This window comes from Prosthecodimorpha hirschii (assembly GCF_001305515.1).
Taxonomy (GTDB): Bacteria; Pseudomonadota; Alphaproteobacteria; order Rhizobiales; family Ancalomicrobiaceae; genus Prosthecodimorpha; species Prosthecodimorpha hirschii.
On the sequence record NZ_LJYW01000001.1, the window covers coordinates 5,892,960 to 5,910,175 of the forward strand.

General features: G+C 71.7%; 18 protein-coding genes. 6 read left to right on the top strand and 12 right to left on the bottom strand.

From position 1 onward, the window contains the following. Positions 1-14 precede the first annotated feature (14 nt). The 5 genes from ABB55_RS25865 to ABB55_RS25885 form a co-directional block, all read right to left on the bottom strand. On the bottom strand, positions 15-641 hold the full coding sequence (locus ABB55_RS25865; RefSeq protein ID WP_054362302.1) for a MarC family protein: 627 nt from the start codon (positions 639-641) through the stop codon (positions 15-17). 268 nt (positions 642-909) lie between these two features. Beyond that, positions 910-1,728: a hypothetical protein gene (locus ABB55_RS25870; protein ID WP_054361404.1), complete on the bottom strand. Its 819-nt coding sequence runs from the start codon at positions 1,726-1,728 to the stop codon at positions 910-912. Then, positions 1,725-2,774 (bottom strand): glycosyltransferase family 4 protein, encoded by a 1,050-nt coding sequence (locus ABB55_RS25875; RefSeq protein ID WP_054361405.1) that lies wholly within the window; start codon positions 2,772-2,774, stop codon positions 1,725-1,727. Before ABB55_RS25875 ends, ABB55_RS25870 begins: the two co-directional genes overlap by 4 nt. Further along, positions 2,767-3,171 (bottom strand): 6-pyruvoyl trahydropterin synthase family protein, encoded by a 405-nt coding sequence (locus ABB55_RS25880; protein WP_054361406.1) that lies wholly within the window; start codon positions 3,169-3,171, stop codon positions 2,767-2,769. Before ABB55_RS25880 ends, ABB55_RS25875 begins: the two co-directional genes overlap by 8 nt. A gap of 45 nt (positions 3,172-3,216) precedes the next feature. After that, positions 3,217-4,239 (bottom strand): zinc-dependent alcohol dehydrogenase, encoded by a 1,023-nt coding sequence (locus ABB55_RS25885; protein WP_054361407.1) that lies wholly within the window; start codon positions 4,237-4,239, stop codon positions 3,217-3,219. A 201-nt stretch (positions 4,240-4,440) separates the two neighbouring features. Between ABB55_RS25885 and mdoH the strand changes: the two genes are divergently transcribed. The 6 genes from mdoH to ABB55_RS25915 all read left to right on the top strand — a co-directional run bounded on the left by mdoH (position 4,441) and on the right by ABB55_RS25915 (position 9,301). Continuing rightward, positions 4,441-6,240: a glucans biosynthesis glucosyltransferase MdoH gene (gene mdoH, locus ABB55_RS25890; protein ID WP_083463958.1), complete on the top strand. Its 1,800-nt coding sequence runs from the start codon at positions 4,441-4,443 to the stop codon at positions 6,238-6,240. After that, on the top strand, positions 6,240-7,043 hold the full coding sequence (locus ABB55_RS25895; protein WP_054361408.1) for an FkbM family methyltransferase: 804 nt from the start codon (positions 6,240-6,242) through the stop codon (positions 7,041-7,043). Before mdoH ends, ABB55_RS25895 begins: the two co-directional genes overlap by 1 nt. Before the next feature lie 8 nt (positions 7,044-7,051). Then, positions 7,052-8,053, top strand: coding sequence for a hypothetical protein (locus tag ABB55_RS25900; protein ID WP_152982193.1), 1,002 nt, complete (start codon positions 7,052-7,054; stop codon positions 8,051-8,053). A gap of 86 nt (positions 8,054-8,139) precedes the next feature. Further along, complete coding sequence (gene nadS / locus ABB55_RS25905) at positions 8,140-8,430, top strand: NadS family protein (protein WP_054361410.1); 291 nt, start codon at positions 8,140-8,142, stop codon at positions 8,428-8,430. Between the two features lie 73 nt (positions 8,431-8,503). After that, the gene (locus ABB55_RS25910) at positions 8,504-8,749 is read left to right on the top strand and encodes a hypothetical protein (protein ID WP_054361411.1); all 246 of its coding nucleotides are present in this window, start codon (positions 8,504-8,506) and stop codon (positions 8,747-8,749) included. A 219-nt stretch (positions 8,750-8,968) separates the two neighbouring features. Next, positions 8,969-9,301 (top strand): hypothetical protein, encoded by a 333-nt coding sequence (locus ABB55_RS25915; protein ID WP_054361412.1) that lies wholly within the window; start codon positions 8,969-8,971, stop codon positions 9,299-9,301. Positions 9,302-9,478: 177 nt separating this feature from the next. On the opposite strand, the gene trpC is transcribed toward ABB55_RS25915, so the two are convergent. The 7 genes from trpC to ABB55_RS25950 form a co-directional block, all read right to left on the bottom strand. After that, on the bottom strand, positions 9,479-10,270 hold the full coding sequence (gene trpC / locus ABB55_RS25920) for an indole-3-glycerol phosphate synthase TrpC (protein ID WP_054361413.1): 792 nt from the start codon (positions 10,268-10,270) through the stop codon (positions 9,479-9,481). 7 nt (positions 10,271-10,277) lie between these two features. Beyond that, on the bottom strand, positions 10,278-11,291 hold the full coding sequence (gene trpD, locus ABB55_RS25925; protein ID WP_054361414.1) for an anthranilate phosphoribosyltransferase: 1,014 nt from the start codon (positions 11,289-11,291) through the stop codon (positions 10,278-10,280). 90 nt (positions 11,292-11,381) lie between these two features. Beyond that, positions 11,382-11,990: an anthranilate synthase component II gene (locus ABB55_RS25930; RefSeq protein ID WP_054361415.1), complete on the bottom strand. Its 609-nt coding sequence runs from the start codon at positions 11,988-11,990 to the stop codon at positions 11,382-11,384. Between the two features lie 79 nt (positions 11,991-12,069). Next, on the bottom strand, positions 12,070-13,362 hold the full coding sequence (locus ABB55_RS25935; protein WP_054361416.1) for an amidohydrolase family protein: 1,293 nt from the start codon (positions 13,360-13,362) through the stop codon (positions 12,070-12,072). Positions 13,363-13,477: 115 nt separating this feature from the next. Continuing rightward, positions 13,478-14,419, bottom strand: coding sequence for an ABC transporter permease (locus ABB55_RS25940; protein WP_054361417.1), 942 nt, complete (start codon positions 14,417-14,419; stop codon positions 13,478-13,480). A gap of 6 nt (positions 14,420-14,425) precedes the next feature. Beyond that, positions 14,426-15,490, bottom strand: coding sequence for an ABC transporter permease (locus ABB55_RS25945; RefSeq protein ID WP_054361418.1), 1,065 nt, complete (start codon positions 15,488-15,490; stop codon positions 14,426-14,428). Continuing rightward, on the bottom strand, positions 15,487-17,034 hold the full coding sequence (locus ABB55_RS25950) for an ABC transporter ATP-binding protein (RefSeq protein WP_054361419.1): 1,548 nt from the start codon (positions 17,032-17,034) through the stop codon (positions 15,487-15,489). The genes ABB55_RS25945 and ABB55_RS25950 overlap by 4 nt, the downstream gene beginning before the upstream one ends. Between the last annotated feature and the right edge of the window lie 182 nt (positions 17,035-17,216).

The following is a 17,216-nucleotide window of genomic DNA, read 5'->3' on the forward strand; positions in this document are numbered from 1 at the left end:
GACCTTGGGCCGCGTCACGGCAGCCGCGCAATCGCCTTGATGCCGTCGGCGACGAACTGGACGGCGAGGGCGGCGAGGACCAGGCCGAGCAGGCGTTCGACCACGACGCGGCCGGTCTCGCCGAGCAGGCGATTGAGCTGGTCGGCGGCCATGAAGACGGCGAGGCAGGACCCGACCACCACCACGATGATGCCGAGAAACAGCCCGAGCGCGATGGGGCCGGGGGCCTGCGAGGCGGCCAGGATGGTCGCCGAGATGGCGCCCGGGCCGGCGACCAGCGGGATGGCGATCGGGAACACGGCGAGATGGCGGATCTCGTCCTCCGACAGGGGCCGGGCCACCTGCTCGGACTTGCGCTCGCTGCGCTTGGCGAAGACCATCTCGAAGGCGATGTAGAACAAGAGCAGGCCGCCGGCGATGCGGAAGGCCGGCACGGTGATGCCGAGCAGCGCCAGGACCGGCCCGCCGACGGCCGCGAAGACCAGGAGCGTGATGGTCGCGATGATGGTCGACCGGATCGCCACGGCGCGCCGGTCGGCCGGCTGCAGCCGGGCGGTCAGGGCCATGAAGATCGGCGCCAGCCCGGGCGGGTCGACGGTGACGAACAGCGTCACGAAGGCATTGAGCAGATAGTCGGGCATCGCGCCGCCTCGCCGGATGGGCCCCGCCCGCAGCGGCACCGTGGCGGCAGTCTGGCACGGCGCGCCGGTTCGATCGAGCCGGATGGTTGCCATCCGGCGCGTGAATCCGAACCGGGAGGCAGCTTCGATGGAGCCGGATGGTTGCCATCCGGCGGGTGAATCCGAACCGGGAAACAGCATCGATCGAGCCGGATGGTTGACATCCGGCACCGTCAATCTGAACCGACCCGACCTGGACCTGCGGCCGGTCGTCGAAGCCCGGAGCGGCTCAATCCGGCAGCGCCAGGATATCCAGGTGGCCGACCTCGAAGCGGGCGGTGCCGGCGGCGATCTCGACGTGGCGGCGGCGCGACCAGCGGGCGAGTTCGGCCGGATCGACGAGGCCGGTCTCGGCGGCGGCCGCGGTCCAGCCGTCGAGCAGGCGGGTGGCGAATTCCGGCTCGTCGGCGCCGACGGTCCAGTCGGAGCGGCCGGCCTCGACGCGGAAGCCGCGTTGGCGCAGCACGTGCAGGGCGGTGTCGGGCGCGCGCGGGCCGCAGGCCGGGCCGAAACCCTTGTCGCGGCCCATATGGGCGTTGAAGGCGTCGAAGACGGCCCGGTCGAGCGGGTCCGGCGGCTCGCAGGCGAGGCGGCCGTCGACGGTCAGGGCGGCATAGAGGGGCAGGCCGCGGGCGGCGGCCGTGGCGGCGAGCCGTTCCAGGAAGCCGCGCGAGACGAGATCGAAGAAGGCCGAGGTGGCGATCAGCCCGCAGCCGTCGAGAAGCTCGGCCGGCACGCCGGCAGAGAGGTCGGCCTGGCAGGTCTCCAGCGCGATCGCCCGTCCGTCGCGGTCGGTCAGGCCGGCGAGCGCGGCGCGGGCTCGGGCGAGATGGCCGTCGTCATGGTCGACCAGGCGCCAGCGTTGCGGTCCGGGCAGCAGGCCGGCGATGGCGCGCGCGGTCGAGCCGGTGCCGCAGCCGAGATCGACCACGACCAGCCCGTCGGCCTCCTTGAAGCGGCCCGCCAGCCGGGCGGCGATCACGCCGTTGCGGGCGCGGCGGTCGGCGGGCTCGCGCAGGTCCAGCCAATCGGTCTCGAATTGGTTCATGCGGGCTGTCCGATCACGCGCGCCACGGCGAGCGCCGTCCCGCGCCAAGTGGGAAGGAGGCGGGCCGCCGCCTGCGCCGCGGCGGCACCGGCCTGGCGGGCGGCGGGGTCGGCGAGGAGGTCGCGCAGGGCACCGGCGAGGGCGGGGCGATCGCCGGCCGGGACCAGCACGGCGGCGGCGCGCACCGCCTCGGCCATCACCGCCTCATCGGTGCCGACCACCGGCAGGCCATGGGCGAGCGCCTCCGTATAGGCCATGCCCCAGCCCTCGTAACGGGAGGCGAGCACGAAGAGATCGGCGGTGCGGTAGGCGGCCGCGACTGCCTCGGCGGGAATCGCGCCGGTCAGGCGGATGCGGTCGGCGAGGCCGGCGACTTCTATCATGCGCGCGAGGTCGGCGGCATGGCCGGGATCGAAGGCCGCGGATCCGACGATGTCGAGCCGCCAATCGAGCGCGGCGAGCGTCGCCAGCGCGGCGATCAGATCGTCATGGCCCTTGCGCGGGATCAGCGAGCCGACCGCGAGCAGGCGCACCGGCCCATCGCCCGAACGATCGGTCGGGGGCACCGGGTCCGTCCCGGGCGGGGCCAGCGTGATCCGGCCGGGCGCGACGCCGAATTCGGCGACGAGGCTTCGGGCCGTGCCGGGACCGGTGGCGACGACGGCATCGGCATGAGCCAGCGCGGCGCGTTCGCTCGCCGCCAGCCGCGCGGCGGTCTCGGCCGAGTGACCGGTCTCGTGGGCGAGCGGATGATGCACCAGCGCGACCAGACGCCCGCGCCGGGCGACCGCCTCGGCCGCCTCGGGCAGCACGCCGAGCGCGAGCCCGTCGACCAGCACGGTCTCGCCCGCCGGCACGGCCGCCAGCAGGCGTCCGGCCTCGGCGCGGGCCGCCTCAGCGGGAAACGGAAAGCCCTCCGGCAGGCGCAGCGGCGTGACGCGCAGGCCGAGCGCGGCCAATTCGGATGCCAGCCGGCGCCCATAGCCGTAGCCGCCGGTCGGCAGATCCGGATCGCCCGGCACCGCGAAGGTGAAGCCGTCAGCCACCGATCGGCGCCTCGTACCAGGCGCGGGCGACATGGCTCTCGTGCAGGGTGACGCGCAGTTTCGCGATCGCCCGGGCGTCGGCACCGAGGTCGCCGCGCGCGATCGCCGCCGCCATGGCGTCGAAGATGTGCCGGGCCAGCACCTCGGTGGTGGTGTTGCGGCCGGCGAATTCGGGCAGCTCGTCGAGATTGCGGTAGGTCAGGGGCCCGAGCACCGCCTTCAGCGCGTCGTGGGCGAGGCCGATATCGACCACGATGCCGTTCTCGTCCAACTCGGCGCGGAAGAAGGCGAGATCGACCACGAAGGTCGCGCCGTGCAGGGCCTGGGCCGGGCCGAACACGGCGCCCCGGAACGAATGGGCGATCATGATGTGATCGCGGACTTCTACGGCAAACATGGCGGGCTCCGGGGCGGGCGCGAGGGCAGGGACGGGTGAGCGGGTCTACGGGCGGGCCGGGTATTGGATCAGCGGGCAGGGCGCCGCACCGGGGGCGGTGAGGATGGCGGGCAGCCGCGCCGGCAGGTCGTCGAAGGGTATCGGGTCGCCGAGGAGGACGTCGAGCCGGTCGTCGGCGAGAAGATCGAGCGCCTTGGCCAGCCGGCGGCGATAGTCCCAGCGGCTGCGCCGCCCGGGTGCGACGCGGCCGACCTGGCTCGACACGAGCTTCAGCCTCTGGGCATGGAAGCCGCCGCCGAGGCAGACCGAGACCTCCGCGGTGCCGTACCAGCTCATTTCGACCACGGTCGCCTCGTCACCGGCGAGCGCCAGGGCGGTGGCGAGGCCGGCGGAGCGGGCGGAGGCATGGAAGACGATGTCCGCGCCGCCCGGTGCCGCCTCCGGCAGGGCGAAGCCGACGCCGAGCGCGGCGGCGATGGCCGCGCGGGCGGGGTCGATATCGACCAGCGTCACCTCCGCGCCCGGCAGCCGTCCTGCGAGCGCCGCCGTCAGCGCGCCGACCGCACCCGCGCCGACCACCACGATCCGGTCGCCGGGGCCGGCGCCGCCGTCCCAGAGCGCGTTGAGGGCGGTTTCCATATTGGCCGCCAGCACGGCGCGCGCCGGCGGCACGGCATCCGGCACCACGGTGACGGCCGCGGCGGGGACGCGAAACAGGTCCTGGTGCGGATGCAGGCAGAAGACCGTCCGGCCGATCAGGGCATCGGGGCCGTCCTCGACGGTGCCGACCGCCGCATAGCCATATTTGACCGGGAAGCCGAAATCGCCGGCCTGGAACGGCGCGCGCATGCGCTGATGCTCGCCGGGGGGCACGCGGCCGGCAAAGACCAGGCTCTCGGTGCCGCGGCTGATGCCGGAATAGAGCATGCGCACCTGCACGGTATCGGGCGCGGCCACGGCGAGGGGCTCGGCCCGGATTGCCGCCCGGCCGATCTCCTCGAACCACAGGGCGCGGCCTTGCGGAGGGCAACTGACGGATTCGTGACCGTCGCACGGCGATTTCGGCATCTCTCTCCCCGGATCCGCCGCATCCGACGGGCATCCACTCGCGTAACCTTGCCGTCTCCGCTAAGGTTCGTCCATTCCCGATCCGTCTACGCGAGGGCGGTGGGAACGGATCGCCGGCCCGCCGGAGACCGGCCGGATGCGGGGCGAGGGGCCCGCGGCAGGCCGGACCAGTCACCTGCCCCCATCCAGGCGATCCGACCGATGAGCCTCAGTACCGACGCCGGCCAGTTCGATGCCGACGCCAGCCGCAGCACCAATCCGGCCGGAGCGCGCCGGATCCTCTTCGGGCTCCTCGTCTTCGGCTCCTGGCTCGCCATGATGGCGCTTGCCGTCGCGGCTTTCGCGCCCGGCGGCTACGGCGCCCTCGACATCGCGATCCTGGCGCTGGTCGCCGTCTACCTGCCCTGGTCGCTGCTGAACTTCTGGAACGCCCTGATCGGCTTCGTGATCATGCGTCTCGCGCGCGATCCCCTGGCGCTGACCTGCCCGCCGGCCGCGACCGTCTCCGACGACCAGCCGATCACCGCCGACACCGCGATCCTGATGTGCATCCGCAACGAGGATACCGAGCGGGTGTTCCGCAACATCGCCCTGATCCTGGAGGATCTGGTCCGGTCCGGCACCGGCGCGCATTTCGCGCTGCATGTCCTGTCCGACACCAACCGCGCCGATGTCGCCGGCGCCGAAGAGGCCGCCTTCGCGGCCCTGCGCGCCCGCTTCGACGGCCGCGTCAAGGCGCTCGACTATCGCCGCCGTGCCACCAATCCGGGCTTCAAGGCCGGCAACATCCGCGAATTCTGCGAGCGCCGGGGTCACGAGACCGAATTCGCGCTGGTGCTCGATGCCGACAGCTTCATGGCCGCCGACCGCATCCTGCGCATGGTGCGGATCGCCCAGTCCGACCCGAAGCTCGGCATCCTGCAGAGCCTGACCGTGGGGCTGCCCTCGGCGAGCCCGCTGGCGCGCCTGTTCCAGTTCGGCATGCGGCTCGGCATGCGCTCCTACACGCTCGGCAGCGCTTGGTGGCATGCCGATTGCGGTCCTTATTGGGGTCACAACGCCCTGATCCGGCTGGCGCCCTTCACCCGCCACTGCCACCTGCCGCCGCTGCCCGGCCAAGGCCCGCTCGGCGGCGACATCATGAGCCACGATCAGGTCGAGGCGGTGCTGATGCGCCGCGCCGGCTACGACGTGCGCGTGGTGCCGGAGGAGGGCGGCTCCTACGAGGAGAATCCGCCGACGCTGATCGAGTTCATCCGCCGCGACATGCGCTGGTGCCTCGGCAATACGCAATATCTGAAGCTCGTCGGCCTGCCGGGCATCCGGCCGACCAGCCGGTTCCAGCTGATCGTCGCCGTGGTCATGTTCGCGGCCTCGCCGGCCTTCATCGCGATGTGGCTCCTCGCCCTCGTCGCCGCCCATCGCGCGGCCCCGGGCGAGGCCTGGCTCGCGGCCGGCCCCGCGCTCGGCCTGGTCGCGCTCCTGTTCGCGACCATGTTCGCGCCCAAGATCATGACCGCGCTCGACGTGCTCGCCCGTCCGGCCGCCCGCGCCGGCTTCGGCGGCACCGCGGCCTTTCTCGGCGGGCTCCTGACCGAGACGGTGTTCGCGCTCCTGCTGACGCCGATCTCCGCGCTCAGCCACACGATGATGCTCGCGGCCGTCGCCTGCGGCCGGACGGTCGGCTGGACGGCGCAGGTCCGCGACGCCCATGCGGTGCCGTGGCGCGAGGCCGCGGCGCGCTTCTGGCCGCACACGCTGCTCGGTGCAGTCGCCGGGTTGGGCCTGTGGTCGCTGTCGCCCTGGGCCTTCCTGTTCGCGACCCCGCTGTTCCTCGGGTTGCTGCTGGCCATCCCGCTGACGGTTCTGACCTCCAGCCCGGCCGTCGGCCGCTTCATGGTGCGGACCGGCTGGTGCCGCATTCCCGAGGAAGTCGTCACCCCGGCCGAACTCGACGGCCTGCATCTGCCGGCGCTCGCGATCGTGAAGGCGAAACCGTGATGGCGGGCGACGGCAGGGGCGCGGCCGGCCTCGAAGCTGAGGGCCTCGGCGCCGGTGTCGCCGAGGCCGGCGTGCGCCGGTCGCTCGGCATCTACTATGGCGATTCGGCGCGCGATGCGGCGATGGACCGGCTGCATGCGCGCTTCGTCCGCGCCGGCGACCTCGCCTTCGACATCGGCGCCCATGTCGGCGACCGCATCGCCTCGCTGCGCCGCCTCGGCTGCCGGGTCGTCGCGGCCGAGCCGCAGCCGGCCCTGGTCGCCACGCTGACGCGGCTCTACGGCGCCGACGCGGAGGTCGCGATCGAGCCGGTCGCGCTCGGCGCGGCCGAAGGCAGCGTCGACCTGCACGTCAATCTCGCCAATCCGACCATCTCGACGGCCTCCTCCGATTTCATCGCCGCCGCCGCGACGGCGCCCGGCTGGGAGGGGCAGGTCTGGTCGGAGCGGATCGCCGTGCCGCTGACCACGCTCGATCGGCTGATCGCCCGCCATGGCGCGCCGGCCTTCGTCAAGATCGACGTGGAGGGTTTCGAGGCCGAGGTGCTGGCCGGCCTGACCCGGCCGGTGCCGGCCGTCTCGTTCGAGTTCACCACGATCCAGCGGCCGGTCGCCCATCGGGCACTCGACCGGCTCGCCGCGCTCGGCTACGACGGTTTCGAGGCCTGCCTCGGCGAGAGCCAGCGGTTCGTGCACGACGCCTGGATCCCGCTCGAGGCGTTGCGCGCCTGGCTCGATGCCCTGCCGGTCGAGGCCAATTCCGGCGATATCTATGCGATCCTGCCCGGTTCGCACCTGAGATGAGGATGTTGATGCAAAGCTTTGTCGCCACGCGCTTCCGTAGAGGTTTCGGTGCCGTGCTCGCCGCCGCGCTTCTGGCGCCCGCCGGGCTCCTGCCGGCGGTCCTCGGGCCGGTCGCGGCGCAGGCCGAGACGGTCACGGTCGATGTGGCGAACAAGTCCTACGCGACCAAGTGCGCGGAGGAGGACAACATCTACTACACGCTCGGCGGCGCGAAGGTCGACGGCTTCACGGTGATCGCGCGCAGCCCGGTCTATCTCGACACGGTGATGCGCGATTCGACCGCGCCGGACTTCACCGACTGCTCCTTCGGACCGGGTCCCGATCCGGCGCCGGTGAAGCCCTATATTCCGCCGACGGCGATCCTCTACGAGGACGACCAGTACATGGTGAAGGGCGTCGTCTATCCGGACTTCTGGCGGCCGACCGTGGTGCCGGTCAAGGTCGGCAAGCTGACGCAGAACTTCCTGCACCTGGTCCAGGTCTGGAAGAAGACCGTCGCGGGGCCCTACGAGGTCCTGGTCATGTATCCGCAGGACGGCTACTGGCGCCTGCGGCCGCTGCCGCCGTTCCGCATGCACGAGGTCGCCTACGGCTCGTCCTTCCTGGTCGGCCCGGTCGAGGAATCGACCCGGCCCTTCGTCGCCTACAAGGCGATCGAGTTCGACCCGAAGACGCTGACCTTCACGCTCGATTTCGCCAAGGGCGGCAAGGGCACCGTGCGGCTGGCCGATCTCGACATCGGCCACGCCGCGGTCGCGGTCAAGCTCGACCCGCCCTCCGACGGCACGCTGCCCTTCACGGCTTTGCGCTCGATGTATGTGCGCCCGGGCAATGCCGACACCGCCGAGGCCCAGTGGCGCGCCGCCCCGGGGGCTCCGGTGCAGGTCCAATCGGTGATCGAGTTCAAGTCCGGCAAGGCCGCCGAGATCGTCTTCGGCCGCTCGACGCCCTCGACCCACAACACCTCCGCCCCCGATGTCGGCTTCACGGGGTTCACGGCCGGGCGGTGACGGGTTTCGGCGTCTTGGGGTGAGGCGCTGGTCCCGCCGGCGGGATCGGATCAAGAGGGTGCGGGACTGCCATCGAGGAGGTCGCAATGAGCACATTCGGCGAGACCCTGATCGAGGCGGCCCGCGAGGCGCTGGCGGTAGCGGAAGGACGTGCCGAGCCGGCCAGGATCGTCACCGTCGAGGACATCGACGTGAAGGCCATCCGATTGCGCCTGCGGATGTCCCAGGCGGCCTTCGCGGCCGAATTCGGGCTGTCCTCCGCCACGGTGCGCGATTGGGAGCAGGGTCGGCGCAAGCCGGACGGGCCGGCGCGGACCCTGTTGCGCGTGATCGCCAGCGAGCCCGACGCCGTGCGCCGGGCCGCCCGCGCCTCGTGAGCGTGGCCCCGGCGATTGCCAACCCCGGGTGGCCGGGCTAGGCTCCGTTGCGTCACCCGAAGGAGCCGAACCCATGCGTCTCGTCCTTGCTGCGCTTCTCGCCCTCGCGGTCTTGCCGGCGGCGCCGGCCGCCTCGGCGCAGTCCTGTTCCGGCTTCCAGTCCATGTGCGCGGCCCGCTGCAAGCAGCGCGCGCCGACCGACCTCAACTGCGTCCAGGACCACTGTACGCCCAAGCTGCAGGAATGCCGGGCGACCGGCTGCTGGCAGGAGGGCAAGCTCTATGGCGGCGCGAAGACCTGCAATCTGAAGAAGACCTGACGCGGACGGCACTCGGATCGGCGACACGGGCCTTCGCGCGGCGTCGGCGGCCCGATGCGGGCGGCCTCGCGGCCCTTTGCGCGCGGGCCCTTTGCCCGCGAGGTCCTTTGCCCATGAGGCCCGTTGCCCATGACGCCGACCGGCTGATCGCGGCTTCGTGTCTTCCGGGCCGGCCCGGGCCGCGATAGCGTCTTACCCCAAGGTCATGGGGGATGCGGGATGCGGCGGATCGGGCTCATTCTCTCGGGCGCGGCAGCGGCGCTGGTGCTTGGCGCCGGTCTGGCGCAGGCCGATGCCATCGACGGCAAATGGTGCCGCAAGGATGGCCGGCGCATGGAGATCGACGGCACCCGGATCATCACGCCCGGCGGCGCCGACATGACCGGCGACTATAGCCGCCACGCCTTCCAGTATCTGGTACCGGAGAAGGAGGAACATGGCGGCACGCGCCGGTTCCTGCGCCTGCGCGGCGAGAACTGGGTCTATGCCTATCCGGCCGACCAGCCCGGCGCCGATCCGGAAATCTGGGAACGCTGCACGCCGGTCAGCTGACCGGCGGCCGCCGGGCTTTGTCTCAGGCAGAGGAGGGCGGTCCGCCGGCCACCAAAAGCCCGCGGGTGATCGCCCCTCGACAGCCCGATACCCGCGCACTGCCGCCATTCGACTGCGATGGACGGTCTCCGTCGGACTGCCCCGGCGGCTCGATCAGCGCGCGACCGGCCGCTCGCGTCAGCGCGCCAGCAGGCTCCGCGTCGCCGCGGCGACATCGTCCTGGCGCATCAGGCTTTCGCCGATCAGGAAGGTGCCGATGCCGACCCGGTCGAGGCGGGCCAGATCGGCGGGCGTGAAGAGGCCGCTTTCGCCGACCACCAGCCGGTCGGACGGGACCAGCGGCGCCAGCCGCTCGGAGGTCGTCAGCGACGTCTCGAAGGTCTTCAGGTTGCGGTTGTTGATGCCGACCATCGGGCTCTTCAGCTTGAGCGCCCGTTCGAGCTCGGCCTCGTCATGGACCTCGATCAGCACGTCCATGCCGAGCGCGAAGGCTGCGTCCTCGAGCGCGGCCGCCGCATCGTCGTCGAGCGAGGCCATGATGATCAGGATGCAGTCGGCGCCCCAGGCGCGCGCCTCGGTGACCTGGTAGGGCTCGAACAGGAAGTCCTTGCGCAGCGCCGGCAGGCCGGAAGCGTCGCGGGCGGCGGCGAGATAGTCGGGCCGGCCCTGGAACGAGGGGGTGTCGGTCAGCACGCTGAGGCAGGCGGCGCCGCCGTCGCGATAGGCGCGGGCGAGCGCCGGCGGATCGAAGTCCGGCCGGATCAGGCCCTTGGACGGGCTCGCCTTCTTGATCTCGGCGATGAGCGCGTAGCGTCCCGCGGCCCGCTCGGCGCGGAGCGCGGCGAGGAAGCCGCGCGGCGGCTCCTGGTCGGCGATGCGCGCCTTGAGCTCGGCCTCCGGCACCGCGGCCTTGGCGGCGGCGATCTCCTCGCGCTTGTAGGTCTCGATGCGCTTCAGAATGTCGGTCATGGTCGGATCAGCCGTTCGAGACATGGATCAGCGCGTCGAGCCGAGCCCGGGCGCCGCCCTCGTCGATGGCACGGGCGGCCTGCGCGACGCCGTCCTTCAGCCCGTCCGCCTTGCCGGCGACCACCAGGGCCGCGCCGGCATTCATCAGCACGATGTCGCGATAGGCGCCCTTGCGGCCGTCGAGCACGGCGCGCAGCGCCTCGGCATTCTCGGGGCCGTCGCCGCCGCGCAGGTCCGCCGGGTCGGCGCGGTCGAGCCCGACATCCTCGGGCGAGACCTCGAAGGTCGCGACCCGGCCGTCGCGCCATTCGGCGACGGTGGTCGGTCCGGTCACGGTGATCTCGTCGAGCCCGTCGGAGCCGTTGACCACCCAGGCGCGCGCGGCGCCGAGATTGCCGAGCACGCGGGCGATCGGCTCGACCCAGGAGCGGGCGAAGACGCCGGTCATCTGCCGCTTCACGCCGGCCGGGTTGGAGAGCGGGCCGAGCAGGTTGAACATGGTGCGCGTGCCGAGTTCGACGCGCGCCGGGCCGACATGCTTCATCGCCGAGTGATGGGCGGGCGCGAACATGAAGCCGAGGCCGGCGACGCGGATGCACTCGGCGATCCGGTCGGGGCCGATGTCGATCTTCACGCCGAGCGCGGTCAGCACGTCGGCCGCCCCCGATTTCGACGACAGCGCGCGGTTGCCGTGCTTGGCGACCGGCACCCCGCAGGCGGCGGCCACGAAGGCCGAGCAGGTCGAGACATTGTAGCTGCCCGAGCCGTCGCCGCCGGTGCCGACGATGTCGATCGCGTCCGCCGGAGCGGCGACGCGCAGCATCTTGTCGCGCATGGTCTCGACCGCGCCGGTGATCTCGTCGACGGTCTCGCCGCGCACCCGGAGCGCCATCAGGAAGCCGCCGATCTGGGCCGGGGTTGCCTCGCCGGACATCATCACGTCGAAGGCGGTGCGGGCCTCCTCGCGGCTCAGCGTGGCGCCCGTGGCGGCCTTGCCGATCAGCGCTTTCAGGTCGGTCATGGGGTGCTCGGTTGGTTGGAAGGTCGTTGGACCGGATCGGCGTTGGAACGGATCGGCGGCGCACCGGATCGACGGTGGATAGGGCCCGTCTCAGGCGGCGGCCGGCCGGGCGCGGTGGGTGTCGTTGAAGTCGCGCGCCAGGTCGAGGAAATTCTTCAGGATGCGGTGGCCGTTCTCCGAGGCGATCGATTCCGGGTGGAACTGGACGCCGTGGACCGGATGCTCGCGATGCATCAGGCCCATCACCAGGCCGTCGTCGGAATGGGCGACCGGCACCAGCGCGTCCGGCATGGTGGAACGCTCGACCACGAGGGAATGGTAGCGGGTGCCGGTGAAATCGGCGTTGAGGCCCCGGAACACGCCGCGGCCGTCATGGCGGATGGTCGAGGTCTTGCCGTGCATCAGGTGCGGCGCGCGGATCACCGTGCCGCCATAGGCCTGGCCGATCGCCTGATGGCCGAGGCAGACGCCCATGATCGGCATCCGCCCGTCGAAGCCCGTGATCAGGTCGAGGCAGATGCCGGCCTCGTTGGGCGTGCACGGGCCGGGCGAGAGGATCACCCCCTCCGGGTCCATCGCCGCCACCTCGTCGACCGAGATCTTGTCGTTGCGCACGACCTTCAGCGTCGCGCCGAGTTCGCCGAGATAGTGGACCAGGTTCCAGGTGAAGCTGTCGTAATTGTCGATGACCAGGAACATGTGCCGGCGACCCCGTTTCGCGGAGGCACAGGTTTAGAGGCATCCGTCCGGTTTGTCATCCTGAGCGCTTCGGCGCCCGTCACCCGGCCTTCGGCGCGTAGGCGGCCGGGTCGACGGCGGCGGGGCGGCCGGGCAGGGCGAGGCTGGCGATGCGGGCCGGGGTCTCGGCGATCACCCGGCCGCGGCGGACGACGAACAGCCGGTTGGCGCGCAGCCGGATCGCCTCGATCGGGTCCTTCGCCTGCAGGACCACCAGGTCGCCGTGGCAGCCCGGCGCGAGGCCGTAGCCGTCGAGATGCATGATCCTGGCCGGATGGACGGTCACCGCGTCGAAGCACCAGCGCATCGCCTCGCGTGCGGTCATCTGCGCCACATGCAGGCCCATATGGGCGACATCGAGCATGTCGGCGCCGCCGAGGCTGTACCAGGGGTCCATGGTGCAGTCCTGGCCGAAGCCGATCTCGATGCCGAACGCGCGCATCTCCGGCACCCGGGTCATGCCGCGGCGCTTCGGATAGGTGTCGTGGCGGCCCTGCAGGGTGATGTTGATGAGCGGGTTCGGGATCGCGGCGACGCCGGCCTCGGCGATCAGCGGCAGGAGTTTTGAGACGTAGTAGTTGTCCATCGAATGCATCGAGGTCAGATGCGAGCCGGCGACGCGGCCGTTGAGGCCGAGCCGCTGGGTCTCGTAGGCGAGCGCCTCGATATGGCGGGAGAGCGGGTCGTCGGTCTCGTCGCAGTGGATGTCGACGAGCAGGCCGCGCCGCTCGGCGATCTCGCACAAGGCCTTCAGCGAGGCGGCGCCGTCCGCCATGGTGCGTTCGAAATGCGGGATGCCGCCGACCACGTCGACGCCGAGGTCGAGCGCACGGTCCAGATTGGCGGCGGCGGTCGGCGAGCGGAAATAGCCGTCCTGCGGGAAGGCGACGAGCTGCAGGTCGAGATAGGGCGCGACGGTCTTCTTGACGTGCAGCAGCGCCTCGACGGCGAGGAGCCGGTCGTCGCAGATGTCGACATGGGTGCGCACCGCCAAGAGCCCATGGGCGACGGCGAGATCGCAATAGCGGAGCGCCCGCTCGACCACCGCCTCGAAGGTCAGGAGCGGCTTCAGCTCGCCCCACAGCGCGATGCCTTCGAGCAGCGTGCCGGAGACGTTCATGCGCGGCAGGCCGAGCGACAGGGTCGCGTCCATGTGGAAGTGGCAGTCGACGAAGGGCGGGGCGACCAGATGGCCGCCGGCATCGATCACCCGGCCGGCCTCGGCGGCGATGCCGGGCTCGATCGCGGCGATCCGGCCGTCCGCGATGGCGATGTCCTGGCCGGTGCGGCCGTCGGGCAGGGTGGCGTTGCGGACGAGGAGATCGAGGCTCATGGGGCGGATCCGGTGCGGGTCGGCGTGAGGCGGCGGGCGGGGGCGGGGCAGGACGGTCCGGCGTCGGGGCGATCCCGGCCGAAGCCGGCGGGCGCGCGCGGCAGCCGGCGCGCGGTCACCGCTGGCCCTTGATGTAGGGCACCATCAGGGCCTTGGGGTAGCTCGCCTTGCGCGACCAGACCACCAGGGCGACGATGGACAGGAGATAGGGGATCATCAGGAAGACCTGGCCGGGCACGGCGCCGCCGACCACCTGCTGCAGGCGGACCTGGAAGGCGTCGAAGGCGCCGAACAGGATGGCGCCGATCAGCGCCTTGCCGGGACGCCAGGAGGCGAACACGGTCAAGGCGATGCAGATCCAGCCGCGGCCGGCGACCATCTCGAAGAAGAAGGCGTTGAAGGCCGACATGGTCAGGAAGGCGCCGCCGAGCGCCATCACGGCCGAACCGGCGACGACCGCGCCCATCCTGAGCCGATGCACGTCGAGCCCCTGCGCCTCGACGGCCGCCGGATTCTCGCCGACGGCGCGCAGCGCCAGGCCGAGCGGCGTCCGGTTCAGGAACCACGCGGTCAGCGCGACCAGCGCAATGGCGAGCAGCGTCAGCGCCGTCTGCTGGAACAGGATCGGGCCGATCACGGGCAGGTCCGACAGGCCCGGAATGTTCAAGGGCTCGAAGGGCTGGATGCGCGGCGGCGTGTTGGCGTTGGGCAGCACGACCCGGTAGGTGAAGTAGCTGGCGCTGGTCGCCAGCATGGTCACGCCGAGCCCGCTGACATGCTGGCTGAGGCCGAGCTTGACGGTCAGTACGGCGAGGACGAGCCCGCACAAGGCCCCCATCGCCATGGCGGCGACGACCCCGCCCCAGAGCGAGCCGCCGAGATGGACCGTGATCCAGCCGGTCATCGCGCCGACCGTCATGATGCCTTCGATGCCGAGATTGAGCACGCCGGCCCGCTCGCACAGGAGCGCGCCGGTGACGCCGAAGATCAGCGGCGTGGCGATGCGCAGGGCCGCGACCCAGAACGAGACCGTGACGAGGATGTCGAAGATTTCCATGGCGCCTCAGCCCCCCGGCCGGCCGAAACGGATGCGCCAGCGCGTCACCACGCCGGACACGAGCACCGAGATCAGGGCGAGCGCCACGATCAGGTTGGCGATGTAGCTCGACACGTTGATGCCGCGGCTCATCGAATCGGCGCCGACGAAGACCGCCGCCACGAAGAAGGCCGCCAGCACCACGCCGAGCGGCGACAGCCCGGCCAGCATGGCGACGACGATGCCGGCATAGCCGTAGCCGGGCGACAGGTTGTTGGTCAGGTAGCCCTTCAGGCCCGCGACCTCGCCGACCCCGGCGAGGCCGGCCAGCGCGCCCGACAGGGCGCCGACCAGCAGCATGGTGCCGGTCACGCTCATGCCGGCGAAGCGCGCGGCCGCCGGGTTGGCGCCGACCGCGCGGATGCGGAAGCCCGGCACCGTATGGGCCAGGAAGACATGCACGCCGAGCGCGGCGACGAGCGCCACGATCAGCCCGGCATGGACGCGCGTCTTCTCGATCAGCTTCGGCAGGGCGGCGGAATCGATGATCGGCTCGGATTGCGGCCAGCCGAGGCTCATCGGGTCCTTCATCGGCCCCTCGATCATGATCTGCACGAATAGGATCACGATGAAGTTGAGCAGCAGCGTCGTGACCACTTCGTCGGCGCCGAGCTTCACCTTCATCAGTGTCGGCCCGAGCATCAGAAGCGCGCCCGCGATCGCGCCGGCGATCAGCACGGCGGCGATCATCAGCGCCGGCGGGCCGTCGAAGCGGCCGGAGCCGACCGCCACCGCCGCGACCGCGCCGAGATAGAGCTGGCCCTCCGCGCCGATATTGTAGAGCCGCGCCCGGAAGGCGATCGCGGCGGCGAGCCCGGTCAGGATCAGCGGCGTGGCGCGCGAGACGACCTCGGTCAGGGCGAAGCGCGAGCCGAGCGCGCCCTCGAACATGACCTGATAGGCCTTCAGGAGCGGTGCTCCGGCGGCCATGATCGGGATGGCGGCGAGCGCCAGCGCGACCAGGGCGGCGACCACGGGGGCCGTCAGGGCGAGCAGGCGCGGCGTTTCGCCGCGCGGTTCGAGCCGGATCATGCCGCCACCTCTGCCGGATCGTGTCCGGCCATCATCAGGCCGAGGGTCTTCAGGTCGAGCCCGGCCGAGGGCAGGGCGGCGGTCAGGCGCGAGCGGAACATCACGGCGATCCGGTCGGACAGCTCGAACAGTTCGTCGAGATCCTCGGAGATCAGCAGCACCGCGGCGCCACGCATGCGGGCGGCGAGCAGGCGGCGGTGGACTTCCGCCACCGCGCCGACATCGAGCCCGCGCGTCGGCTGGTTGGCGATGATCAGCTTCGGCGCCCCGTCGAGCGCGCGCGCCAGGATCGCCTTCTGCATGTTGCCGCCGGACAGGAGCCTGATCGGCGCGTCGGGTCCGGGGCACTTGATCTCGTAGCCGCGGATCGCCTCCTCGGCGGCTTGCCGCATGGCGCCGAACTTGAGGAAGCCGCCGGTCTGGAAGCGCTCGGTGCCGATCGTCTCCAGGGCGACATTCTCGGCGATCGACATGGAGCCGACCACGCCCTCGCTGTGCCGGTCTTCCGGGATGCGGCCGATGCCGGCGGCCACGAAGGCGCCGGGATCGAATTCGGTCAATGCCTGGTCGAGCAGCGTCATCGTGCCGGCGCTCGGCGCCACCAGGCCGCAGACGAGGCTTGCCAGCGCGGTCTGGCCGTTGCCGGAGACGCCGGCGACGCCGACCACCTCGCCCTCGCGCAGGTCGAGCGAGACCGACGCCAGCCGGGTCCGCACGTCGTGGCCGGCGACCGAGACGGCGTCGAGCTTCAGCACGGTGCGGCCGGGCTCGCGCGGCTCGCGCCGGGAGGCGGCGATCGGGCGGCCGACCATCAGTTCGGCCAGCGTCGCGCGGTCGGCGCCGGCGGTCTCGCGCTCGGCGACCTTGCGGCCGCCGCGCAGCACCGCGACGCGGTCGCTGGCCGAGACCACCTCGTTCAGCTTGTGGGAGATGAAGACCACCGACAGGCCCTGCGCCGCCAGCGCGCGCAGCGTCGCGAACAGGCCGTCGCTTTCCTGCGGGGTCAGCACCGCGGTCGGCTCGTCGAGCACCAGGATGCGCGCGTCGCGGTAGAGCGCCTTCAGGATCTCGATGCGCTGTCGCTCGCCGACCGCCAGCCGCGCCACGGTCGCGTCCAGGTCGACGGTCAGGCCCGAGCGGGCCATCAGGTCTTCGAGCTTGGCGCGCGCCGCCCTTGTCGAGCGATGCAGCGCGAACAGGGGCTCGGTGCCGAGCGTGATGTTGTCGAGGACGGTCAGGTTCTCGGCCAGCGTGAAATGCTGGTGCACCATGCCGATGCCGGCGGCGAGCGCGGCATGCGGGCTGCCGGGCGGCAGCGGCTGCAGCCCGCCATGGGCGTCGGCGACCAGGACCTCGCCGGCATCGGCCAGGTAGTGGCCGAACAGGATGTTCATCAGCGTGGTCTTGCCGGCCCCGTTCTCGCCGAGGAGCGCGAGAATCTCGCCCTTGCGCATGACGAGATCGACCGCGTCGTTGGCGACCAGCGGCCCGAACCGCTTGGTGATGGTGCGTAATTCCAGAACGATCGGGCGGGTTTCGGTCATGGGGGCTCGTCGCGCCGGAACACGATGACCGGCGGCGCACGCGGGTGCACCGCCGGGATTCGGGACGGGGAGGCCGGCACGGGAAGGCCGGCGCTTCGGCGTCGGGCGGACGTCAGCTCGACTTCGGCTCGGCGTCGTTGATCTTGACCGTGTAGGTGCCGGCGCGGATGTCCTTTTCCTTG